General features: G+C 43.0%; 32 protein-coding genes. 2 read left to right on the forward strand and 30 right to left on the reverse strand.

Features of this window, described 5'->3' with window-relative positions; genetic code table 11:
* The 28 genes from rplM to rplC all read right to left on the reverse strand — a co-directional run bounded on the left by rplM (position 1) and on the right by rplC (position 16,348).
* On the reverse strand, positions 1-456 hold the full coding sequence (rplM, locus tag FFR48_RS00150; RefSeq protein ID WP_096570400.1) for a 50S ribosomal protein L13: 456 nt from the start codon (positions 454-456) through the stop codon (positions 1-3).
* Between the two features lie 117 nt (positions 457-573).
* Positions 574-1,407, reverse strand: coding sequence for a tRNA pseudouridine(38-40) synthase TruA (truA, locus tag FFR48_RS00155; RefSeq protein WP_137665971.1), 834 nt, complete (start codon positions 1,405-1,407; stop codon positions 574-576).
* Between the two features lie 110 nt (positions 1,408-1,517).
* Complete coding sequence (rplQ, locus tag FFR48_RS00160; protein WP_137665972.1) at positions 1,518-1,868, reverse strand: 50S ribosomal protein L17; 351 nt, start codon at positions 1,866-1,868, stop codon at positions 1,518-1,520.
* Positions 1,869-1,900: 32 nt separating this feature from the next.
* Complete coding sequence (locus FFR48_RS00165; protein WP_096570394.1) at positions 1,901-2,845, reverse strand: DNA-directed RNA polymerase subunit alpha; 945 nt, start codon at positions 2,843-2,845, stop codon at positions 1,901-1,903.
* 470 nt (positions 2,846-3,315) lie between these two features.
* Positions 3,316-3,711 carry a 30S ribosomal protein S11 gene (gene rpsK, locus FFR48_RS00170; protein ID WP_096570392.1) on the reverse strand — a complete coding sequence of 132 codons (396 nt, stop codon included), beginning with the start codon at positions 3,709-3,711 and terminating at the stop codon, positions 3,316-3,318.
* A 58-nt stretch (positions 3,712-3,769) separates the two neighbouring features.
* A complete protein-coding gene (gene rpsM / locus FFR48_RS00175) occupies positions 3,770-4,150 on the reverse strand; it encodes a 30S ribosomal protein S13 (protein ID WP_096570390.1) in 381 nt (126 codons plus the stop codon).
* Positions 4,151-4,265: 115 nt separating this feature from the next.
* Complete coding sequence (gene rpmJ, locus FFR48_RS00180) at positions 4,266-4,379, reverse strand: 50S ribosomal protein L36 (protein WP_013191489.1); 114 nt, start codon at positions 4,377-4,379, stop codon at positions 4,266-4,268.
* A 116-nt stretch (positions 4,380-4,495) separates the two neighbouring features.
* Positions 4,496-4,720 carry a translation initiation factor IF-1 gene (infA, locus tag FFR48_RS00185; RefSeq protein ID WP_006276978.1) on the reverse strand — a complete coding sequence of 75 codons (225 nt, stop codon included), beginning with the start codon at positions 4,718-4,720 and terminating at the stop codon, positions 4,496-4,498.
* 171 nt (positions 4,721-4,891) lie between these two features.
* Positions 4,892-5,446, reverse strand: coding sequence for an adenylate kinase (locus FFR48_RS00190; protein ID WP_096570388.1), 555 nt, complete (start codon positions 5,444-5,446; stop codon positions 4,892-4,894).
* Entirely contained in the window at positions 5,446-6,759 is a 1,314-nt protein-coding gene (gene secY, locus FFR48_RS00195) for a preprotein translocase subunit SecY (protein WP_137665973.1), read from the reverse strand. Before secY ends, FFR48_RS00190 begins: the two co-directional genes overlap by 1 nt.
* Before the next feature lie 69 nt (positions 6,760-6,828).
* Complete coding sequence (rplO, locus tag FFR48_RS00200) at positions 6,829-7,275, reverse strand: 50S ribosomal protein L15 (RefSeq protein ID WP_096570384.1); 447 nt, start codon at positions 7,273-7,275, stop codon at positions 6,829-6,831.
* An 83-nt stretch (positions 7,276-7,358) separates the two neighbouring features.
* Positions 7,359-7,883, reverse strand: a complete 525-nt coding sequence (rpsE, locus tag FFR48_RS00205; RefSeq protein WP_096570382.1) for a 30S ribosomal protein S5 — start codon at positions 7,881-7,883, stop codon at positions 7,359-7,361.
* A gap of 112 nt (positions 7,884-7,995) precedes the next feature.
* Positions 7,996-8,358 carry a 50S ribosomal protein L18 gene (gene rplR, locus FFR48_RS00210; RefSeq protein WP_096570380.1) on the reverse strand — a complete coding sequence of 121 codons (363 nt, stop codon included), beginning with the start codon at positions 8,356-8,358 and terminating at the stop codon, positions 7,996-7,998.
* A gap of 2 nt (positions 8,359-8,360) precedes the next feature.
* Positions 8,361-8,909, reverse strand: a complete 549-nt coding sequence (rplF, locus tag FFR48_RS00215; protein ID WP_096570378.1) for a 50S ribosomal protein L6 — start codon at positions 8,907-8,909, stop codon at positions 8,361-8,363.
* Between the two features lie 135 nt (positions 8,910-9,044).
* Entirely contained in the window at positions 9,045-9,446 is a 402-nt protein-coding gene (gene rpsH, locus FFR48_RS00220) for a 30S ribosomal protein S8 (RefSeq protein ID WP_096570376.1), read from the reverse strand.
* 20 nt (positions 9,447-9,466) lie between these two features.
* Positions 9,467-10,015: a 50S ribosomal protein L5 gene (rplE, locus tag FFR48_RS00225; RefSeq protein WP_096570375.1), complete on the reverse strand. Its 549-nt coding sequence runs from the start codon at positions 10,013-10,015 to the stop codon at positions 9,467-9,469.
* Between the two features lie 118 nt (positions 10,016-10,133).
* Positions 10,134-10,481: a 50S ribosomal protein L24 gene (gene rplX, locus FFR48_RS00230; RefSeq protein ID WP_096570373.1), complete on the reverse strand. Its 348-nt coding sequence runs from the start codon at positions 10,479-10,481 to the stop codon at positions 10,134-10,136.
* Positions 10,481-10,849 carry a 50S ribosomal protein L14 gene (rplN, locus tag FFR48_RS00235; protein ID WP_096570371.1) on the reverse strand — a complete coding sequence of 123 codons (369 nt, stop codon included), beginning with the start codon at positions 10,847-10,849 and terminating at the stop codon, positions 10,481-10,483. Before rplN ends, rplX begins: the two co-directional genes overlap by 1 nt.
* A gap of 43 nt (positions 10,850-10,892) precedes the next feature.
* Complete coding sequence (gene rpsQ / locus FFR48_RS00240; RefSeq protein ID WP_096570369.1) at positions 10,893-11,144, reverse strand: 30S ribosomal protein S17; 252 nt, start codon at positions 11,142-11,144, stop codon at positions 10,893-10,895.
* A 6-nt stretch (positions 11,145-11,150) separates the two neighbouring features.
* Complete coding sequence (rpmC, locus tag FFR48_RS00245) at positions 11,151-11,378, reverse strand: 50S ribosomal protein L29 (protein ID WP_096570367.1); 228 nt, start codon at positions 11,376-11,378, stop codon at positions 11,151-11,153.
* Positions 11,379-11,381: 3 nt separating this feature from the next.
* Complete coding sequence (gene rplP / locus FFR48_RS00250; RefSeq protein ID WP_096570365.1) at positions 11,382-11,807, reverse strand: 50S ribosomal protein L16; 426 nt, start codon at positions 11,805-11,807, stop codon at positions 11,382-11,384.
* 108 nt (positions 11,808-11,915) lie between these two features.
* Positions 11,916-12,668 carry a 30S ribosomal protein S3 gene (rpsC, locus tag FFR48_RS00255; protein WP_096570363.1) on the reverse strand — a complete coding sequence of 251 codons (753 nt, stop codon included), beginning with the start codon at positions 12,666-12,668 and terminating at the stop codon, positions 11,916-11,918.
* Positions 12,669-12,736: 68 nt separating this feature from the next.
* Positions 12,737-13,099: a 50S ribosomal protein L22 gene (gene rplV, locus FFR48_RS00260; protein WP_096570361.1), complete on the reverse strand. Its 363-nt coding sequence runs from the start codon at positions 13,097-13,099 to the stop codon at positions 12,737-12,739.
* Between the two features lie 158 nt (positions 13,100-13,257).
* Positions 13,258-13,536 (reverse strand): 30S ribosomal protein S19, encoded by a 279-nt coding sequence (rpsS, locus tag FFR48_RS00265; RefSeq protein WP_096570360.1) that lies wholly within the window; start codon positions 13,534-13,536, stop codon positions 13,258-13,260.
* A 201-nt stretch (positions 13,537-13,737) separates the two neighbouring features.
* Entirely contained in the window at positions 13,738-14,601 is an 864-nt protein-coding gene (gene rplB, locus FFR48_RS00270; RefSeq protein WP_137665974.1) for a 50S ribosomal protein L2, read from the reverse strand.
* A gap of 109 nt (positions 14,602-14,710) precedes the next feature.
* Positions 14,711-15,025: a 50S ribosomal protein L23 gene (locus FFR48_RS00275; RefSeq protein ID WP_096570355.1), complete on the reverse strand. Its 315-nt coding sequence runs from the start codon at positions 15,023-15,025 to the stop codon at positions 14,711-14,713.
* Positions 15,018-15,650 carry a 50S ribosomal protein L4 gene (gene rplD / locus FFR48_RS00280; protein WP_137665975.1) on the reverse strand — a complete coding sequence of 211 codons (633 nt, stop codon included), beginning with the start codon at positions 15,648-15,650 and terminating at the stop codon, positions 15,018-15,020. Before rplD ends, FFR48_RS00275 begins: the two co-directional genes overlap by 8 nt.
* Positions 15,651-15,709: 59 nt before the next feature.
* Complete coding sequence (gene rplC / locus FFR48_RS00285) at positions 15,710-16,348, reverse strand: 50S ribosomal protein L3 (protein ID WP_137665976.1); 639 nt, start codon at positions 16,346-16,348, stop codon at positions 15,710-15,712.
* A gap of 819 nt (positions 16,349-17,167) precedes the next feature.
* Here rplC and FFR48_RS00290 point away from each other — a divergent pair.
* Complete coding sequence (locus tag FFR48_RS00290; protein WP_096570348.1) at positions 17,168-17,644, forward strand: NAD(P)H-quinone oxidoreductase subunit N; 477 nt, start codon at positions 17,168-17,170, stop codon at positions 17,642-17,644.
* A gap of 199 nt (positions 17,645-17,843) precedes the next feature.
* Positions 17,844-18,383, forward strand: coding sequence for a DUF3172 domain-containing protein (locus FFR48_RS00295; RefSeq protein WP_096570346.1), 540 nt, complete (start codon positions 17,844-17,846; stop codon positions 18,381-18,383).
* A gap of 136 nt (positions 18,384-18,519) precedes the next feature.
* Here the strand turns inward: FFR48_RS00295 and FFR48_RS00300 are convergent, their stop codons facing one another.
* Positions 18,520-19,284 (reverse strand): AMIN domain-containing protein, encoded by a 765-nt coding sequence (locus tag FFR48_RS00300; protein ID WP_137665977.1) that lies wholly within the window; start codon positions 19,282-19,284, stop codon positions 18,520-18,522.
* A gap of 71 nt (positions 19,285-19,355) precedes the next feature.
* Positions 19,356-21,575 (reverse strand): cation:proton antiporter, encoded by a 2,220-nt coding sequence (locus FFR48_RS00305; protein ID WP_137665978.1) that lies wholly within the window; start codon positions 21,573-21,575, stop codon positions 19,356-19,358.
* Between the last annotated feature and the right edge of the window lie 430 nt (positions 21,576-22,005).

Genomic DNA, 22,005 nt, shown 5'->3' on the forward strand with positions numbered 1-22,005 from the left:
TTAATTTTCTCCAGGAATTGTGTTAACAATTAGTTCTTTGGGTTTTTGTGCTGCGTGGGGATGGGTAGGACCAGCGTAAACTTTCAACTTTGTGAATAATTGTTTACCCAAGCTGTTTTTAGGTAACATCCCTTTCACAGCGTGTTCTACAATCCGTTCTGGTAAACGTTGTTGTAATTTAGCAAAGGTTTCTGTTTTCATTCCACCAGGACGGCCAGAATGACGACGGTAAACTTTTTGAGTGCGTTTTTTACCGGTAACTGCTACTTTTTCGGCGTTGATGACAACTACGAAATCACCAGTGTCTAAGTGGGGTGTATATTCAGCTTTTCTTTTGCCTCTGAGAACCATAGCAATTTCGCTTGCTAGTCTACCCAGGCGTTTATCGGTGGCATCTACTACATACCACTCGCGCTCAAGTTTTTCTTGAGGAGGAAGGTAAGTTTTACTACTCATTGTTATTTTTCCTTTGTCGGTTTTGAGTGGTCAGTAATCAGCTTTCAGTAATCAGCTTTCAGTAATTAGTGGTTAGTTTTGATCTTTCACTGTCACCTGTCACCTGTCACCTGTCACCTATTTATCCTGACCAAACACTAAATATGGTTGGGTGTCGTACCAAATTTCCTGGGGAAAGGGAAAATCAGGATATCCTACCCTTAACAAGCATAAGCCTTGAGGTGGTGCGGCGTATTTCACTTTTTCCCGGTTTTCTGTTTGCCAGATGTTGGTGAAATCTTCGAGCGATCGCACTCCAGAACCAACTTCTACCAGCATCCCTACTAATAACCGCACCATGCCATATAAAAATCCATTGGCCTGAATTTCAATATGGAGTAATGAACCTTTTCGATAACATTCTGCTGCTTGTACTTCAACCCAGGAATGCGATCGCGCCGATCCTGCACGATGAAAAGCCGCTAAATGATGTTTTCCCAGCAGAGGTTTCAGGGCAGCTTGAATTAAATTTTCGTCCAAGGGAGCATAATAATAATGCCAACTGAAGGAGTTCACAAACAAGTTTGGTAGAGCTTCAGTATAGATTGTGTATCTGTACCGACGATACACTGCATTAAAGCGAGCGTGCCAACGGTCATCTACACCCGCCGAAGCCCTGATTAATATATCTGGAGGTAGGTAACTGTTCAAAACTGTTGCCCACTTGTGTGCGGGTATATAACCTGTAGCATCAAAATGCGCGACTTGAGCAGCTGCATGAACTCCGGCATCAGTTCGCCCTGCGCCGTGAAGTGTCACGTGATACCCCAGAACAGTAGCTATAGCTGTTTCTATCTCTTCTTGGACTGTTCGCTGCGCCTTTTGCCGTTGCCAGCCGTGAAAATTAGTACCTAGATACTGAATGACCAAGGCTACTCGATAAGTTGGTGTTGGCTGGCGGCTTTCTAACATACTGGGTTTGGTAAAAGGCAAGAGGCAAAAGGCAAAAGGCAATAGCTCTATAATGTTTATATCTTCCCTATTCCCTGTTCCCTATTCCCTATTTCCTGTTCCCTTTGACTTTAAACTAATTCAATAATCGCCATTTCTGCATTATCACCGCGACGGGGTACGGTGTGCAGAATGCGAGTATAACCACCTTGACGGTTAGCATACCGAGTAGGTGCTTGCTCAAACAAAGCATGAACTAGGGATTTATCGTAGATATAACCCAAAGCTTCCCGACGTGCTGCCAAAGAACCATCTTTAGCTAGGGTGATCATCTTTTCCGCTTCACTCCGCAATACTTTAGCACGGATTACAGTTGTGGTAATACGACCATGACGGATAAGCTCAGTGGTGAGCGATCGCAATAAAGCACGACGCTGGTCTGTGGGTTTACCAAGTTTTTTGACTTTACAACGGTGACGCATAATAATGCACTTGAAATTATTACAAAATAAAATTAGTTTGGTTTAGAACCTCTTTCCTGCGGTAAAGTAATGCCTAAACGACGCTGTAAAGCTTCCACTACTTCTTCCGCCGACTTTTGACCAAAGTTTTTGATTTCCAAGAGGTCTTCTTGGGTATAATCCAGCAAATCTGCCACGGAATTAACTTGCGCTCGTTTGAGACAGTTATAAGCACGGACAGACAACTGCAATTCTTCAATGGGAATTTGAGCAGTTGGATCGTCTGGGATATCTGAACCCATATCTGTAGGTTCTAAGGAGATATCTTTTAACGGGTTAAATAAATCTACCAAAATTCCCGCCGCTGAAGATAGTGCTTCTTGAGGTGAAACGCTGCCATTAGTCCAAACTTCTAATAACAGTCGATCTTTAAGAGTACCATCACCACGGGCTTCTTCAACGCTATAATTTACTTTTCGCACCGGCATAAATACCGAGTCAATTTGCAAAAAGTCCAGGGAAGTGGCTTCTTCTCTACCCCGTTCTACAGTACGATAACCTTTACCTCTTTCAATGCGAAATTCCATTTCCAGTTTGCCACCTTCAGCCAAAGTAGCTACATACTGGGTAGGATCAATCACATCTACTTCACTAGGCAAATCAAAATGTGCCGCAGTGACTGTTGCAGGACCATTAACCAATAACCGACCGATCTGGGGTTGAGAAGAATAGCTTTTGAGGATCACTTCCTTCATGCGCATGAGAATTTCCAGCACATCTTCCCTGACACCAGGAACTGTGGCAAACTCATGACTAACCCCAGCTATCCTTACTGCTGTAACTGCCGTCCCTTCTAAATTGGACAACAAAACCCGCCGCAATGCGTTACCTACAGTTGTCCCTTGACCACGTTCTAAGGGTTCGAGGACAAATTTACTGTAATGGCTGCGACTTTCCTCTGTATTAGACTCTACACATTCAATTTGGAACTGCGCCACGGAGTAGCCTCCCTTTCAAGGTGCTGCTATCAGGCAATTAATTTGCCTATCAAATTCACTTTATGCTCTGATCTATGACTGTGGTGGATCAAACTGCCAACATATAAAATTAGTGATAGTTTGGTTTGCCAATTCAATCCGCAGGCATGTTAATATTCTGTTTTTCTGTTTTTTGAAAGTTGAGCAGCCTTCCCATTGGGAGGGCTGATATGCTTTTTAATCACCAATTGCTTCTGAAGTTTACTTTATATTTCCCAGATTGCCTTGGCGGTGATTTCCCTGAGCATGAACTTTCTGCCTGAGCGTGTTTAACAGTTAATGCTTAGTAAGCATTCAGCTATCAGCGGTCAGCTTCTTAACAGTTACGCCAAAAATTACTATTTGATCATCTACGGATTTCTCAAACTTTCTGACTCCTGTACAGACGTTCCGGTGGAACGTCTCTACTGACTCCTGAATTCTGACAGTGTTTAAACTCGACGGCGCTTAGGTGGACGGCAGCCATTGTGAGGAATAGGGGTAATATCACGGATTAGGGTAATTTCTAATCCTGCTCCTTGCAACGCCCGGATCGCAGTTTCTCGACCGGCTCCAGGTCCACTTACCATCACCTCAATTTGACGCATTCCTTGGTCCATAGCGCGACGGCCTGCACTTTCAGCGGCGGTTTGTGCTGCGAAGGGAGTTCCTTTTTTTGCCCCTTTAAATCCACTTGAACCAGCACTTGCCCAGGAGATGACATCTCCATTTTGATCGGTAATGGTGACAATGCTATTGTTGAAAGTAGACTGAATGTAGGCAATGCCGTTAGGTACGTTCCGTTTCTGCTTTTTGCTCCCGGTTTTTTTAGTTGGTTGTCTTGCCATATTTGTTTGGTGAATTTAAGGTAAAACTTGCTGTCATGAGCAAGCCTAGAAAGTTTATTTATTTACCAGGGGCTTTCTTCTTACCAGCCACTGTTTGTCTTCTGCCGCGTCGGGTTCTGGCATTGGTGCGGGTTCTTTGTCCTCTGACGGGTAAGCCCATGCGATGACGACGGCCACGATAACAGCCAATATCCACTAGACGCTTGATGCTCATCGCCTCCAAACGGCGTAAGTCACCTTCTACCTGATAATTACTTTCTATTTCGGCTCTCAAAGCCGCTACATCAGCATCACTCAGGTCTTTAACGCGGGTGTCTGGGTTCACACCAGTAGCCGCTAGGATTTCTTGCGACCTTGTTAACCCAATTCCATAAATGTAAGTTAGACCAATCTCTACGCGCTTATCGCGGGGTAGGTCTACTCCCGAAATCCTTGCCACAATGAATGTCTCCCTCTTTTGTTCTTGCTCGCATTTAGCAGATCGTGATAATTAATCACATTCTTGGTTTTTGATGGTGATTTTTTGCTGCACCAAAGCTCTGGTAATCAGAGTTTTATCCTTGACGTTGCTTGTGTTTGGGGTTTTCACAAATCACCATAACGCGACCACGGCGCTTGATCACGTTGCATTTTTCACAGATTTTTTTGACTGAGGCTCTGACTTTCATGCCTGTTCTAATTGACTCCAAATAGTAAATTATAGCATTTCTAGGGAAATTATTTCAGTTAAGCAAGTGGGTAAATCCCAAATTGGCTGATTTATGGTAAGATTCTCTACATAGTTTTATTTCTTCCGTAGTCGATAGGTGATTCGGCCTTTTGTCAGGTCGTAGGGAGTTAACTCCACCTTGACCCGATCACCAGGTAAAATTTTGATGTAATTACGGCGAATTTTACCGGAAATGTGTGCTAGAACATTAAAACCATTGTCCAAGTCCACACGAAACATTGCATTGGGCAATGATTCGGTGACAGTCCCTTCCATTTCAATCAAATCTTGTTTAGACAAATTTTTTCCTCAACTCGACAATTTTCTGTTCCGTTGCCACAAATGCAATCGGTAAGAATACACAAATTGCGAAATATATCAACAGTTTATTAATATATCTTAGCTAAAAGGAATTGGGGACTGGGGATTGAGGATTGGGATATTTGCTCCTCTATTTCCCCTGTTCATCCCCTAAACAGCTATGACCTTTTTTAATTCGGCGGTAACTTCTTCTTGGGACTGATTACCGTTAACAGTTAAAAGTTTATGGCGATCGCCATAATATTTAATGAGTGGTGCAGTATCTCGGCGATAAACATCCAGACGATGACGAATTACATCTTCAGCATCATCTTTACGTCCTCGTCCCAACAACCGATCTATAACAATGTCATCGGGTGCATCCAGGTTAACCACCTTTTCCTCGTCCTTCTCCATTTTTGCCAACAGTTCTCCCAAGAAAATTGCTTGGGCAACTGTGCGAGGAAAGCCATCAAGAATCCAACCATGTTCTGCATCTGGTTTTTGGAGTCGTTCCTCAACCATATCTTCTACAAGTTTGTCAGGAACTAAATCACCCTTATCCATGTATTCTTGGGCTTTTTTCCCCAAATCTGTTTGGTCTGTAATGGCTTGGCGTAAAATGTCCCCAGTGGAAATATGAGGAATATTTAAAAAATCAGCCAAGGCTTTAGCCTGAGTTCCTTTACCCGCACCCGGTGGTCCCAAGAAGATTAATCGCGTCACTATTGTTTCACCATTCCTTCATAGCGTTGAGAGATAACGTAGGTCTGAATTTGCCTTGCCGTATCAATTGCCACGCCCACTAAAATTAATAAAGAGGTAGCACCCAACCCTCTAAAAGTTGGCACGTTTAAAGTGCTTTCTACAGCCGTGGGAATAATAGCCACTAAGCCCAAAAAGAGTGCGCCTAAAAAAGTCAATCTGTTACTGACACGCTCAATATACTCACTGGTAGCCTTACCGGGACGAATACCGGGAATACTAGAACCCATTTTCTTCAAGTTTTGCGCCACATCTACAGGGTTGAGAATCAACGAAGAATAGAAGTAGCTAAAGAAGATAATGGAAACCATGTACACCAAAGCGTAAACCCAAGAACCAGAACCACTGGGACTTAGATAAGTATTAACGATATTTGCCAATTCAGCATTTTTAGTGAAATTGGCTATTAGCAGTGGCAAACTGAGAATAGCAGCGGCAAAAATAATTGGCATCACACCACCTTGGTTGAGGCGCAGAGGTAGAAAACTCCTCTGTTCTGCCAAAACTCGCCGACCTACCTGACGACGTGCAGAAATAATGGGAATGCGCCGCATTCCTTCCTGCACGAACACAATACCGATAATGGTAGCTATAAAAACCAGTACGAGGACAATCACACGACCGACTATTTCCCGGCCGCCAACTTGTACCAAGTCAATGGTATCGCCTAAAGATTTAGGTAAAGAAGCAACAATGTTGACAAAAATCAACAAAGATGCACCATTGCCAATACCTCTTTCTGTGATCAGTTCCGATGCCCACATGACAAACATTGAACCAGCAGTGAGAGCGATCGCCGTTTCTGCCACAAAAACTGGTCCAGGATTAACGGCAAATTGTTGTAAGAACAATGCTGAAAAAGCCGTACTTTGAACAACTGCCCAACCAACAGTCACATAGCGGGTAATTTGCGATATTTTCCGCCGTCCTGCCTCCCCTTCATTTTTCTGTAAGTTTTCTAAAGAAGGTATGGCGGCAGTCAGCAATTGGATGATAATAGACGCATTGATAAAGGGCAAAATCCCCAGAGCAAATACCCCCAGTGTAGAGAGTCCCCGTCCCGAAAATATATCCAATAAACCGAAAATGGAATTATTGCCGGATATAGCTTCTGCAAATCTCTCCCGATTAATTCCTGGAACTGGTAAAAAGATGCCCAGGCGAACCAAAATTAAAATACCGACTGTGACCAGCAGCCTTCCTCTCAGTCCAGCTGCTTGCGCCATCTGCATAAAAGTTTCTTGAGCCGTTGGGGCTTTGTCTCGACTGATCATAGAGTGCTACCTTTATAGTTAACCAGGCGCTGGAAGCGAGTTGACTAGCTGGGAGTGCTGTTTCCTGGCTCAGTCTAAGACTTCACAACTTCCGCCAGCTGCCTCAATTTTGCTACGAGCTTGGCCTGTGAAAGCTGCCGCTTGCACCTTGAGCGGAATGCCCAATTCCCCATTACCCAAGATTTTCAAGGGTCCTTTAACAGATGTAAGAATCCCAGCTTCCTTCAAAGAAGCCAAAGTTACTTCTGAATTAGCAGGTAGGGAGGCCAACTTCTCTACATTTATCGTAGTGTAAACTTTACGATTAACGACGGGAAACCCCTTGAGTTTAGGTATCCGACGGTACAACGGCTGTTGACCACCTTCAAAACCTGGTCTAGTGCTACTACCAGAGCGAGATTTTTGACCCCGCATACCTAGACCTGCACTAGCACCTTGACCGGCAGAAATACCTCTACCTACACGCTTACGGCGTTTTTTTGAGCCTTTTTGGGGCTTAACATCGTTGAGTCTCATTTTGATTTGGGATTTTAGATTTGGGATTGATAATCTCGTTGTGCTTATGGATTTTATATGAAAAATCCAATCTCAAAGCGTTACTAAATATAGAGATTCTCTACAGCAATACCCCTATCTTCAGCGACTTCCGCGAATGTCCGCAGTGTAGATAGAGCATTAACAGCGGCTCTAGCATTATTCAGAGGATTACTAGAGCCTAATTGTTTAGCGAGAACATTACGTACTCCTGCCAACTCTAATACAGTCCGTACTGCACCCCCGGCGATTACACCTGTACCGGGTGCGGCTGGACGCATGATAACTTTAGCACCACCGCCGATACCATCAATAGGATGAGGAATAGAGTTAGATTTGGTGATAGGAATTTCAATCAGATGTTTTTTGCCATCTGCCACACCTTTTTTAACTGCCCCGATCACATCAGAAGCTTTACCCACTCCTACACCAACTTGCCCGCGTTCGTTACCAACGATGACAATTGCCCGGAAGCTAAGTTTTTTACCACCTTTAACCACTTTACTAACACGACGGATTTGAATTACCCGTTCTTGCCAGTTGGTTTCTTCTTTTTTTGCTTTACTTGCTTTACGACGACCCGTTGCCATAATTCATGCTCTCTCAACGTTAGCTGTCATTGGTCATTAGTCAATTGCCAGTTGCCAGTTTTCAGTTTTCAGTTATTACTGTTACCTGTTCCCTGTTCCCTGACAGATGACTTTAGAAATCTAAACCTGCTTCGCGTGCTGCTTCAGCTAGTGCTTTGATGCGACCATGATAGAGGTTACCACCGCGATCAAAAACGACTTTGGTAATACCTTTTTCTAAGGAACGCACTGCTATCAACTTACCAACTTGCGCTGAGGCATCACAGTTAGCACCAGAAGCTAAGTTAGATTTCAACTCTGGTTCTACAGTTGATGCTGCGACAATGGTTTGATGTTGTGTATCATCAATGACTTGAGCATAAATATGCTCATTAGACCGGAATACAGCTAACCGTGGGCGTTCTTGGGAACCGCTAACTTTACCACGCACGCGCCGATGACGACGCTGTTTTGATTCTCTGCGAGTGAGTTTCATATTTACTTCTTACCTTTACCACCAGTCTTACCAGCTTTGCGTCTGACCACTTCACCGGCGTAGCGAATACCTTTACCTTTGTAGGGTTCAGGTGGACGGACAGCACGAATTTTAGCTGCTGTGTTACCTACCACTTCTTTGTCATAGCCACTGACGATGACATTGGTGTTATTTTCTACAGCAAACTGAATTCCGTCTGGTGGTTCAATTTGTACCTGATGGCTATAACCGATATTCAATACAAGGTTACGGCCTTGAACTTGGGCGCGATAACCAACCCCTTGAATTTCCAAGCGCCGTTGAAAACCTTGGGATACTCCTTCAACCATGTTGGCAACCAGGGTACGGCTTAGACCGTGCATTTGTCTGGAAGTACGGGTTTCATCCCGACGAGTTACCAACAAAGTTTCGCCTTCCTGAGAAACTATGACATTGGCGGGTAGATCACGGGAAAGTTCTCCCTTTGGACCTTTTACCACTACCTTTGTGCCATCTATCGCCACTTGTACTTTGGCGGGAACAGTAATTGGACGTTTACCAATACGAGACATGACTTAATTTTGTCCTTTGTCAGTTATGAGTTGTGAGTACGAGAATGAGTCGTGGTTAATAACCCTGAAAAAATTCTGAACTCCTGAACTCCTGATAGCGAAGCGTGGCGTTAGCCATACTCCTGATCTTCTTGATTACCAAACGTAGCAAAGCACTTCACCACCCAAGTTCTGACGACGCGCTTCACGGTCGGTCATAATCCCACTGGATGTAGAAATAATGGCAATACCGATGCCACCTAGCACTCTTGGTAATTCTTTTCTGTTGGAGTAAACCCGCAAACCAGGTTTACTTACACGCTTCAGTGCTGTAATTAAGGGTTGGCGATTTTTACCTTTGTATTTCAGGGAAATTACTAAGTTACGCTTGACCCCTTCTCCGGCTTCTGAAACTTCAGAAATAAAGCCTTCTTGTTGTAGTACCTTGGCAATACTACGAGTCATTTTTGTTGCTGGCACTTGTGTTGTTTGATGCCTTGCCAGGTTAGCATTGCGGATGCGCGTCAGCATATCTGCAATTGTGTCGTTAGCCGCCATCGTTCCCTCTTTAGATGAACTTATTGATCGCGAAAGGGCATTCCCATTTCTTTAAGTAAGGCACGACCCTCTTCGTCGTTTTTCGCTGTGGTAATGATAGAGATATCTAAACCACGGATTTGATCGATGCTGTCGTACTCGACTTCTGGAAAAATTAGCTGTTCTCGTACACCTAGAGTATAGTTACCTCGCCCATCAAAGCTTTTGGGGCTAACACCACGAAAGTCGCGGATTCTAGGTAATGCGAGGCTGATCAGACGGTCGAGAAAGGCATACATCCGTTCGCCTCTGAGAGTCACCATGATGCCAACAGGCATACCTTGACGAATTTTGAAGCCAGCAATCGCCTTTTTTGCTCTTGTCACTACTGGTTTTTGACCAGTAATCAGGGCAATTTCGTTTAAAGATGCTTCTAATGCTTTAGCATTTTGAGCAGCTTCACCCAAACCCCGGTTAACAGTGATTTTCACCACTTTAGGTACTTGATGTACGTTAGTGTACTGAAACTGTTGGGTTAGTTTGGGGACAATTGTCTCTTGATATACAGTTTTGAGTCTAGTTGTCGCCATAGTTATTTGTCCTGATTATCCCTGGGCTTGGTCAGGGAATTTTAGATTTTGGATTTTAGATTTTGGATTGAATATCTTTAAATCTACTCAAATCTAAAATCTCAACCTGGTTACAGGCTTATTTATCTAAAATCTCACCTGTTTTTTTCAACATTCTCACTTTCTTCCCTTCAGCGGTGAAAGTGTAGCAGACACGACTAGCGACGTTTTGCTTGGTGGAGTAGAGCATCACATTGGAACTATGAACAGGATACTCTTGGTTAACAATCTGACCAGACTCACCTTCTTGCTGAGGTTTAACGTGCTTGGTCTTAATGTTGACACCTTTAACAATAACTTTGCTGTCTTGGGGTAGTGCTTTAATCACTTCTCCCACTTTGCCTTTATCTTTACCGGCTATCACTTGTACAGTGTCGCCGGTTTTGACGTGCATTTTATGAAACACTTTAGGTTTTGGCTTTGCCATTACAGCACCTCCGGCGCGAGAGAAACTATTTTGGTAAAGTTTTTATCGCGTAATTCCCGTGCCACTGGTCCAAACACCCGTGTACCTCTGGGATTGCCATCTTTGTTGATGATGACTGCGGCATTATCATCAAAACGAATGCTCATACCACTGTCACGATTAATACTTTTCTTGGTGCGAACAATTACTGCTTCCACAACATCAGACTTTTTAACAGCCATGTTGGGGTTAGACTCTTTCACAACAGCGATAATTTTATCGCCTACGCCACCATAGCGACGATTACCTGCGCCTAATACGCGGATGCACATGAGTTTTTTGGCACCGCTATTATCTGCGACATTCAGATAAGTTTGGGGTTGAATCACAACTTAGTCTCCCGGTTAGAGTTGTTAATTTTATAACAACCATTTATGTTGTAGCTTTAGCGTTAAGGATTTCTGTAACTTGCCAACGCTTAGTTTTGCTCAGGGGTCGAGTTTCCTGAATCCGCACGCGATCGCCCACTTTGCAGTTATTATCTTCATCGTGAGCCTTATAGCGCCGGGTTTGAACTACGATTTTGCCGTACTTGGGGTGAGGAGCTCGGTTTTCTACAGCGACAACCACGGTTTTTTGCATTTTATCGCTCACTACCAAGCCAACTCGTTCTTTGACTGCCATAATCTCCTACTTTGCTTCTTGAGTCGATTGACTTGCTGCCCGTTTCCGTTCTCCCTCTACTGTCAACAGTTGAGCTAGGCGATGGCGGGCGTGTCTAAACTGGTGAGGTTTTTCTAGCTGTCTGGTGGCTTTTTGCAAGCGTAATTGAAATAGTTGTTTCTTAACAGCGACTATTTCCTCAGCTAGTTTTTCATCACTTAATTCTCTAGCTTCTGAAATCTTGGGAAGAGCCATAACCTATTCTTGCTCCTGTGGTTGAGAGCGCACAATAAACTTAGTTTTGATGGGCAACTTATAAGCCGCCAATCTCATAGCTTCACGAGCTATTTCTTCGGATACACCAGCGATTTCAAACAAAATCCGACCTGGTTTAACTACAGCTACCCAAAATTCGGGATTACCTTTACCGGAACCCATCCGGGTTTCTGCAGGCCGCATGGTAACGGGTTTATCTGGGAAAATGCGAATCCAGATTTTACCACCCCGGCGAATGTAACGAGTCATTGCCCGACGAGAAGCTTCGATTTGCCGGGAAGTAATCCAACATGGCTCTTGGGCTTGCAGAGCAAAATCCCCAAAGTTCAGGGTACTGCCACGGTGTGCTAGACCCTCCATGCGTCCGCGTTGTTGTTTGCGGAATTTCGTTCTTTTAGGACTTAACATGGTTTGCTAATTGGTAATTGGTAATCGGTAGTCGGTGATTGGTAATCGGTAATTGGTAATCGGTAATTGGCTTTTTACTGTCACCTGTCACCTCTCACCTGTCACCTATTACGCTTCATTTGAACGGTCTTCAAATTGTTGGCGACGGCGTTTTTGGTCACGACGACGGGGTTCGCGCTCCCTTCCTGATGGTTGTGGTGCTTCTTCTTGTCCAGGGATAATCTCGCCCTTGAATACCCAAACCTTGATACCCAAAATTCCGTAAATTGTTTGGGCTGTGCAGTAGGAATAATCAATGTCAGCACGCAGTGTATGTAAAGGTACTCTACCTTCACGAGTCCACTCTGTCCGGGCAATTTCCGCACCATTGAGGCGACCACCCACTTGAACTTTAATTCCTTGTACTCCGGCTCTTTGGGCGCGTTGAATCGCTTGGCGCACTACCCGACGGAAGGAAACACGGCGTTCTAATTGTTGAGCGATGTATTCGGCAATTAAATAAGCATCAGCATCAACTTTTTGCACTTCCACAACGTTAATGCGAATTTGCCGTTGACCACCTAACAAGTCTTGCAGTCCGGTACGCAGTGATTCTATACCTTGTCCACCCCGACCTACTACCACACCTGGTCTAGCTGTCCGTAACTCTAAGTCGATTTGGTCAGCTTTGCGCTCAATACGTATTTCGGAAATACCAGCGTTATTTTGAGCGGTTCTTCCCAGTTTTTTTTCTATGTATTGACGGAGTTTGTGGTCTTCTTGCAGCAGTGCTGGATAACGGTCAGGAACTGCGAACCAACGGGATTGATGTTCTTGTGTAATACCCAGACGAAAACCGACTGGATGAATTTTCTGTCCCACAAATGCTTCCTCTAAAATTTCTTACTGTACGCAATTAGTTGTGGCTGTATGAGTGCTTATTTGGCTGCTTATTTAGCAGCAGTAGCACCTGCACCGACAGCAACAGTAATATGACAGGTCGGTTTGCGGATTTGATAAGCTCTTCCTTGCGCTCTGGGTTGGAACCGTTTTAAAACTGGACCTTGGTCAGCATAAGCTTGAGTAATTACCAATTCTGCCCGATCTAAACCTGCATTGTGTTCAGCATTAGCGGCCGCACTTCTTAACACCTTTAATACTGGTTCACAGGCGCGGTAGGGCATAAATTCCAGGATGATTAGTGCTTCCCGATATGAACGCCCCCGGATTTGATCCAGTACACGACGCACTTTGTAGGGAGAAATGCGGATATAACGAGCGATCGCTTTAACTTCTGTAGTATCAGTTGCCATAATTTTCTCTGTTTTGGTCAGTGGGAATAGGAGTTCAGGAGTATGGCTTACGCCACGCTTCGCTATCAGGAGTTCAGAATTCCACGCATCAATTATTCTTTAACTTCCGCATTTTTTCTGTCACCTGTCACCTGTCACCTGTCACCTTTTACCAATGACTATCTCCCCGATTTTTTATCACTCTTACCATGACCTCTGTAGGTGCGGGTTGGAGCAAATTCTCCCAACTTATGTCCTACCATTTGTTCGTTCACAAATACGGGAACGTGCTGTTTACCATTGTGTACAGCGATGGTATGACCCACCATAACGGGTATGATTGTTGAAGCTCTCGACCAAGTTTTGATGACTTGCTTTTCGTTTTTCTCGTTCAGCTTTTCGATTTTGCTGAGTAAGTGATCAGCAACGAAAGGACCTTTTTTTAAAGAACGACCCATAGTTCAATTTTGGATTTTTGATTTTGCGGAAAGTCGGAGCGGCGGTTTCCGCCGATCAGAACTTTTCAAGACAGATTTTGGATTGATAATTTCGGATTTTGGATGATTCAAGCTACTTGTCAAGACTTCTGTTATTTTCATAATTTTGCAGATGCCCACAAGTTAACTGAATCTAAAATCCAAAATTTAAAATCTAAAATTCTAAGACTGACGACCGCCACGACCCCGTTTAGAGGACTTACGGCGACGACGGACAATTAATTTAGTGCTGGCTTTTTTGCGCTTGCGGGTCTTAGCACCTAAAGCTGGTTTACCCCAAGGTGTCACAGGACCTGATCTACCAATGGGCGCTCTACCTTCACCACCACCATGTGGGTGGTCTACTGGGTTCATGACGCTACCTCTAACCTTAGGACGGCGACCTTTCCAGCGATTCCGTCCGGCTTTACCAGCACTCAGGTTTCTCGCGTCGGTGTTGCCTACTTGTCCGATGGTGGCGTAACATTCTTTACGTATCATGCGAACTTCACCAGAAGGTAATTTCAATGTCACATAGTTACCTTCTTTAGCCACAACTTGGGCTGTTGCACCAGCAGCACGGACAATTTGACCGCCTTTACCTGCTGTCAGTTCTACGTTGTGAACGTTAGTACCCAAGGGAATGTTAGACAGAGGCAGGGCATTACCATCTTCAAAAGGTGCTTCAGGTCCAGCAATAATTTTTGCGCCTACTTTCAAGCCATTGGGATGTAATATATATCGCTTTTCGCCATCTTCGTACTGAACTAAGGCGATTCGCGCATTCCGGTTAGGATCATATTCAATTGCTGTAACTGTAGCTGCTATATTCCGTTTATCTCTCTTAAAGTCGATAATCCGGTATAGTTTCTTGTGTCCGCCTCCCCGACGACGGCTGGTTATCCGCCCTTGATTATTCCGACCTTTGGCACGATGTACTGATTCAGTTAGTGATTTTTCTGGCTCAGTTTTGGTGATTTCCGCAAAGTCGGAGATTGTAACTTGGCGAGTACTGGGGGTATAAGGGCGATAAGAACGAGTACCCATAAACGATTTGCTTTGCTAATTGGTAATTGGTGATTGGTGATTGGTGATTGGTGATTGGTGATTGGTAATCAATACCTTTCTCAATTCCTGATCCGCCATTCGCCAATTTTTAAACATCTGGGAAGAGAACTTGTCTGATTTTGTCTTCGTCCCCAGCGGCGACGGTAACAATCGCTTTTTTGTACTGAGGCTTGAAGCCGATAAATTTACCTACACGGCGTTTTTTACGTGGTGGTAAGGTGGTGTTAACCTTAACAACTTTGACTGCAAATAAGTCTTCAATTGCCGCTTTAATCTGTGTCTTGGTTGATTTAGGAGTTACTTCAAATGTGTATTTGTTTTGCTCCATGAGGATGGTCGCTTTCTCGGTGAGAATAGGACGACGCACTAAGTCGGGTAGGTTGCGGGGGTCAAAGTTAGGCACTGTAGACCTCCTGAATTTTTGTTAAAGCTGAGGATGTAACTACAATTTTGTCGGCGTGCAGTAAATCAAATACATTTAACTGATCAGCTGCAATTACTTTTAAATTTTCTACATTGCGGGCTGATAAATTCACGTTTTCTGCGATCTCAGACAAAATTAACAAGGTTTTTTGCTCTGGGACTGCTCCCCAACGGGCTAATGCTGCTACCAATTCTTTGGTTTTGGGGCGTTGTAGTTCGTTGCTAAATTCTTCTACAACTATTAAATCTTCTGCACGACTAACAAAGGCTGTCCTCAGTGCTAAACGTCTTTCTTTACGGTTGAGTTTGATGTTGAAATCTCTGGGTTTAGGTCCAAAGATCACACCACCACCACGCCATAATGGTGAACGAATAGAACCTGCACGGGCGCGACCGGTGCCTTTTTGTCTCCAAGGTTTGCGTCCTCCACCTCGTACTTCTGAACGGGTTTTGGTGCTGACTGTACCTTGGCGAGAATTAGTCATTTGTCTGACGAGGGCGCGGTGTACTATGTGCGCCGCTGTTTCTTCTTTGGCAACTCGCAACTCGAAGCTGGTCTGACCAACTTCTTCGCCTTGCCAATTTTTAACTACACTCTCAACCATGTTTGTATCCTTTGTTAGTGGTCAGTTGTCAGTTAATGCTGACAGCTAATCAACTAAAACTATTTATTACCAACTTTGTTTGTGGGTACTACGTTCACTAAGCCGCCTGGTTTGCCAGGAATCGCGCCTTTAACCAGGATCAGGTTGCGTTCTGCATCTACTTTGACTACGGTCAGTTTACGAATTGTAACGCGAGTTCCGCCTAGTCTGCCTGCCATCCGTTTTCCAGGATAAACACGACCAGGGGTTGTACCTGCACCGATAGAACCGGGCGCTCTATGGTTTTTGGAACCGTGTGACATGGGTCCGCGTCCGAAGTTGTTACGCTTCTGGTTGCCGGCAAAACCACGACCGATACTTGTACCGATTACGTCTACAATTTGACCTTCACTAAAAATATCTGCTTTAATTTCTTGTCCTAAAGCATATTCACTGGCTGTATCAGTACGATACTCGTTCAAATGCCGCAATGCTGGGGCAGATGATTTTGCCAAGTGTCCTAGTTTCGGTTGATTCAATGCCTTGGGTTTAACTTCGCCATAGCCAACTTGAATGGCGGAGTAACCGTCGGTCTGTTGTGTTTTAACTTGTGTGACAGTGCATGGACCTGCTTTGATTACGGTGACAGGAATGGCTACTCCTGCTTCATCAAAGATTTGGGTCATGCCCAGCTTGGTGCCGAGAATACCTACAGACACAGTAACTGGTTCTCCTTATCTAGTTGCTGACCTGGAAATCGGATTTCTAAGAGACAAGTTTCTTAACGTCATTGTGAAGATTCTATCTCCGCAAATTTGGACTGGCATTTGACAGTGCAAATTCTTGATGACGCAACAAACTGTTTGTCTACTGTTAGGTGAATCCGTCTATTTTTTCACTTTCTTGTCCACCAGAACAGTGATAATTACCTTTTTTATGGGAAGGTATTATTTCTGGTATCAATGCAAGACGCTATTGCTTTGCGTTTTTGTGCAGCAATGCTTTCGTCTAAGCCATTGCTCTGGCACTCTCCGTTGGTAGTAGGACTTAAATGGATGTTTCCATTCAGTATCCATTTCCTGAAAACTGCTGTTCAGGCTCTACTGCTTTTAATACCTTAAACTATTGTTTGAGGATTTGCCTTGTTTTAGGGGCTGCGGGAGTGAACTCGGACTGAAGCTTGGTTTTGGCTGTGGGTTATGAGCCTCTAGCTTCTTGTTTTGACCTAAATGCTTTTCTAGTTTACCAGTCTCTTGCTCTTTTCTACCAGATATTGCTGGAAGATTGTTTTTCAGTCATCAATCACTGATGCTGTTTTTGCTTGAGGTTGCTAATTTAGAAAGTTACCTGATTTTACAGTTTGGTCACAATCTAACAATATAATATATTAAGTTGTGTTTGTCCAGTGGTTTATGGGGAAGATTTTTTTTGAGAGGGGTTGATGCTGGATGTTGATAAAATTCTATAACTTAACTTAACTTAATCTACCATCCAAAGGTAAATAATAGAAATATCTAAGTGAAATAAGACGAAAATCTATGGCACTAATTACCACTGGCAGGGGTTTCATCCGGGATTTGGAGAAATTTGGCTCTTTAGGTGTATTTGTTCCGTTGGAGGGAGGCCACGAAGGTCGCTATCGCCGTCGTTTACGCGCTGCGGGCTATGTTAACCTCCATATTACAGCTAGAGGTTTGGGAGATGTGGCGGCCTATTTGATGGGAGTTCATGGTGTGAGACCTCCCCATCTAGGTAAAAAAAGCACTGGTAGCGGTGCAGCAGTGGGTGATGTGTATTATCTACCACCTTTGATTGGTTCTCATTTGGAACAACTACCTCCTAAGTCTAAGGGTTTATTGCTGTGGATTATTGAGGGCAATATTCTTTCTGATCAGGAAGTGGAATATTTAGCGAACTTGCCGAAATTAGAACCACGGGTGAAAGTGGTAATTGAACGGGGTGGCGATCGCTATTTCCGTTGGACTTCACTGGAAAAAACTCTGTTAGCTAGTTAGTTAATGGTTAATGGTCAGTGGTCAGTTGTTTTTTGGCTGACTGCTGACTCTAAATACACTTCTAGGAGTTCAGTGAGCGTAGTCGAACTGGTGAAACAGGAAGAAAAAGCCAACTTTTGTTAGCATTAGTTAGCTTTTTTGTATCGGAGATAAGAAACCACTCCCTCCTCAAAATTGGCGTGAAGGTGATCAAGCAAAAATGAGACGTAAATCAACTGTTAGGTCAGCTACTACTACTAAACCCTCTATTTTCCAATCTCCTATCTTTAATTTCACCACTATTGCCGTTTTGGGAGGGGTGTTGATTTTAGGTATTGGGATTGGTATTGCTTTTAGTTCTACAACTACTTTAACTCCATCCAATGTGGCTTCCCGTGAATTTATTGATACTAAAGCACCAAACCCGGAAATTTGTGTGCAATATGGGGCTAGTGCGATGGTGATGGATGCGAGATTGTTTGTCACTCTGAACCCCTTTAATGTCTATGTTGCCCAGCCTAGTATTCGTCCTGGATGTGTAATCCGTCAAAATAACTGGGCTATTTTAGAAAATAAAAGACTTGTGACTTCTGATCAGGTGAGAGAGTGTAAAAATCGCCTGAATACTTTTGGCTTTACTGGTGACTTGGATAGTGAGAAGCCAGATATTAGGTGTATATATCAAAACGAATCTGCTCAGAATTTCTTCTTATCTCAACCGGGTGCTGTTGCACCAACGCAGGAAACAGAAAGATTTTAGGAGAAGGAGTTCAAGGAGTCAGGAGGCAGAATAATTTTAGATTTTAGATTTTAGATTGAAGTTGACAAAAACAATCCAAAATCCAAAATCCAAAATCTTTTCATTGTATCCCCAGTCACCAGTCACCAGTCACCAGTCACCAGTTAGTGGTTGGTATGGGTTGGCCAAATTCGATAATAGGAACGCTAAAATTTTGATTTGAATAATTCTGTGAATTAGGAATATTTGCAGAAGAATTAGGAATTGTAATCATATTGGTGTTTTCTGAAGAGTTGGCAGAATTGGCGGGGATGATGGTTAAGTTGGATAATCGAGAGGGGTTTTGAGAATTTAGGGGTGGTGCTGTAACTAAAGGTTGTTGGTTGGTGGGTAAGTTGGTGGTTGGTGGTGGGAGAGTCATTAAAGATGATGGAGATGGTTGATTGCTGTTAGTGGTGTTATGATGGGAGAATATAGGTCGTAATACCCAGCGCGTGGGGTTTTTTGGGAAAGCGGGTTGCAGTTTTACTTTGCTGACATCGACAAAAGTTCCTGGTTTTAAGTCAATGACTAGGCGGGTGATGTGTGGGCTAAATTGGGAAACGCGAATTTTCTGGATTGTTCCAGAATAGCTTTTTTGGGTGTTGACATTGCCTAATTGGGTGTTAGGCAAATCTACAACTAGACGGGGGGGTTGATCCAGGTAGAAATACTCTGGTTTTGTATTTGCGGAAAGGGTAATTTCTAGCTGTTGGGATTTGGGGTTAAGTTGCCATTTGTTGAGTGTTACTTTTGGTTTTGGTAAATTGGCAATTGCCAGATTAATGCAAGTATTTAGGGTTATTGTTGTAGATAATAACAATAAGCTGATCTTCAAAAGATTGGATGGTAAAACTTGCCTGGTTTTGAGTAGACTTTTCATATTTTAGATGTTGTTGATGATTGGTGATTACGAATTACGTTCGCGCAGCGTGCCGGAGGCACTATTACGAATTACGAATTATGTATTGTTTCTTGGTAGCTAGTTTCTAGTAGTAGGGAACTCAGATGAGAGGTAACTTGACTATAACGACGGGTGATAAGTAGGGAAGAACGACATTGAATAGCAAGTTCATCTGTGTATCTTCCTAAAGTTTGTCTTTCAATACCCCAAGCGCGACTAGTACCAGCAATGGTTAAGTCAATATTTTCTGAGGCTGCAAGTACGGCTGACATGGGTTCTGGATCGCTGATGGTTTTGATTTCTATGCGATCGCGTACATTGGCTGGTAGTTGGGAAATCATTCCGTTTAATTCATAACTTAATTCATCTTGGGTTTGATTTGCTGTTAAGACTTGTAAAATCTGCAACATACAGGTATCACGGTTGATGAGTAGTCGCAGGGCAAGGATCAGGGCTAAGTCATCATGGATATTTGCAGAGTAGGGAACTAGCAAATTTTCCAGGCGATCGCCGCCTCTATCTATGAATACTGCTACATCTACTGGTGCGGTGCTGAGAATTTGTCCAACTCTACCACCTAAGCGATTATTACTAAAGGCTGGACGATGCCATCCTACCAGTATTAAGTCAGGCTGTTCTATTTGGGCTATTTGGGCTGTTTCTCTAGCGACATTGCTAGATATGCGAACGATAGGATGGATATAAGAGCGAATGATTGACGGTTCTAGAGTATCAATTAATTCTTCTAGTTGGTGACGACGCTCGGTAATTAAGCGGTTAGCTTCTGTGGGTGTATTTTCAAAACCGTAGTCTTCCTCTAATTCGATTAAACTGAGAGGATTGATCACAGCAGGTTGTCGATAGTTGAGGGCGATCGCTACTGCTAATTGCACTAAACCTTTCTGGGTGCTGGGGTTGGCTACAGGTACTAAAATCCGATATGGAGTAACAAAAGATTCTATTGTTTCTATTGTTTCTATTGTTTCTATTATTTCTGTGTTTGTATTTGTCTCTTGTTTTGGTTCTGGTTCAACAACATCTAATTTAATTAACTGTTTGGGATAAGTCCATTCTAATAATGGTGATGTCATAAATGTTGTTACCAAAGCCATCACTACCAACATGGTAAATAGCAAAGGTGATATTACTCCTAATTCCAAACCAATATTTAAAACAATTAATTCTGTTAAACCGCGAGTATTCATTAACCAACCCAGGGCTGATGCTTCGCGGTTATTAATGCCACTGAGACGGGCTGCAAAATAAGTACCAAAATACTTTCCTGCTATGGCTACTCCTAAAACTAATGCACATAGTAACCATAATTGTGGACTGTTGAGTAAACCGATTTGTGTTCTTAAACCACTATAGGCAAAAAACACAGGGAGAAGAAAAATTAAGACGAAATCTTCAGTTTTTACAGCTAATTCTCTGACTAATTCGGCATTTTTGGGCATGACTGCACCTAATAAAAATGCGCCGAAAATCAGGTGAATACCAATAAATTCAGTCATGAGAGCAGATGCAACTACTCCCATATAAATTAACGCTAGAAGAAGTTGGCTTAACTTTCCTGTGCGGCGATAATGGGTAAGAAGATGTTTGAGAAACCACCGCCCTATGGTGAACATAAAACCAATGTAGATGAGGCTTTCAAAAATGGTGAGGATAGCGTTTTGATTGATGCTACCATTACGAGCGACTGCGATCGCTATTGCTAAAATACACCACGCTGTTACATCATCAACGGCGGCGCAAGTTAAAGCTAATGTTCCTAATTTTGTCCCTTGTAAATTATTTTCGGTGATAATTCTGGCCAATACAGGAAAAGCTGTGATTGACATTGCTGCACCTAAAAATAAAGCGAAGGCGTTAAAAGATACACTAGCATTAGAAATGAGTGGATACAACAGCAAAGATAAAACCGCAGCTAGGGAAAACGGCACAATTATGCTGATATTGGAAATAATAATCGCTGATTTTAAATTACCGCTGAGATATTTAGGATTTAGCTCTAAACCTATCAAAAACATGAAAAATATTAGTCCTACCTGAGATAAAACATTCAGGAAAGGTAAGGTTTCTGGAGGAAACAGTGTAGCTGCTGCATGGGGAGCAATGAAACCAAATAATGATGGTCCCAACATGATACCAGCGACAATTTCACCGATGACTAATGGTTGTTTAATTGATTTAAATACCAATCCTAGTAACCTTGACATTCCAATTACAATTAACACCTCAACCAGAACGAGAATAACTGTGTGCATAGTTTCCTCTTGATTCTTCGGGTTCCCTAAGATGATTCTTTAAAGGATGGCAAAATGTCAACCTTGTTAGACACAATACAGGTGTATTCTATTAATTTTGATGTAAATTATTGTTAAGTAACAAAAAGCTGTCAGGAGTCAGGAGATTGGCTTCGCCACGCTTCGCGAACAAGGAGTCAGAAGTCAGTAATGAGCTATCAGTAATTAATAATTAATAATTAATAATTAATAATTAATAATTATTAATCAGCTAATAGCAAGAATTGAAAAGTTTTAATTTCGTGAAGTTTTAATTTCCTAAAGTTTTAATTGCGTGCATTTTATCTGCATCTGTTTCTTTTCATTCTTTGTATTTAAATATTTCAGGTACTGACGGAAACCGACGGAAACCGACGGCTAAATGCTGACAAAAAATCAATTCTTTCTCCTG

The sequence above is a fragment of the Sphaerospermopsis reniformis genome (genome assembly GCF_005402885.1).
Classification (GTDB): Bacteria; Cyanobacteriota; Cyanobacteriia; order Cyanobacteriales; family Nostocaceae; genus Sphaerospermopsis; species Sphaerospermopsis kisseleviana.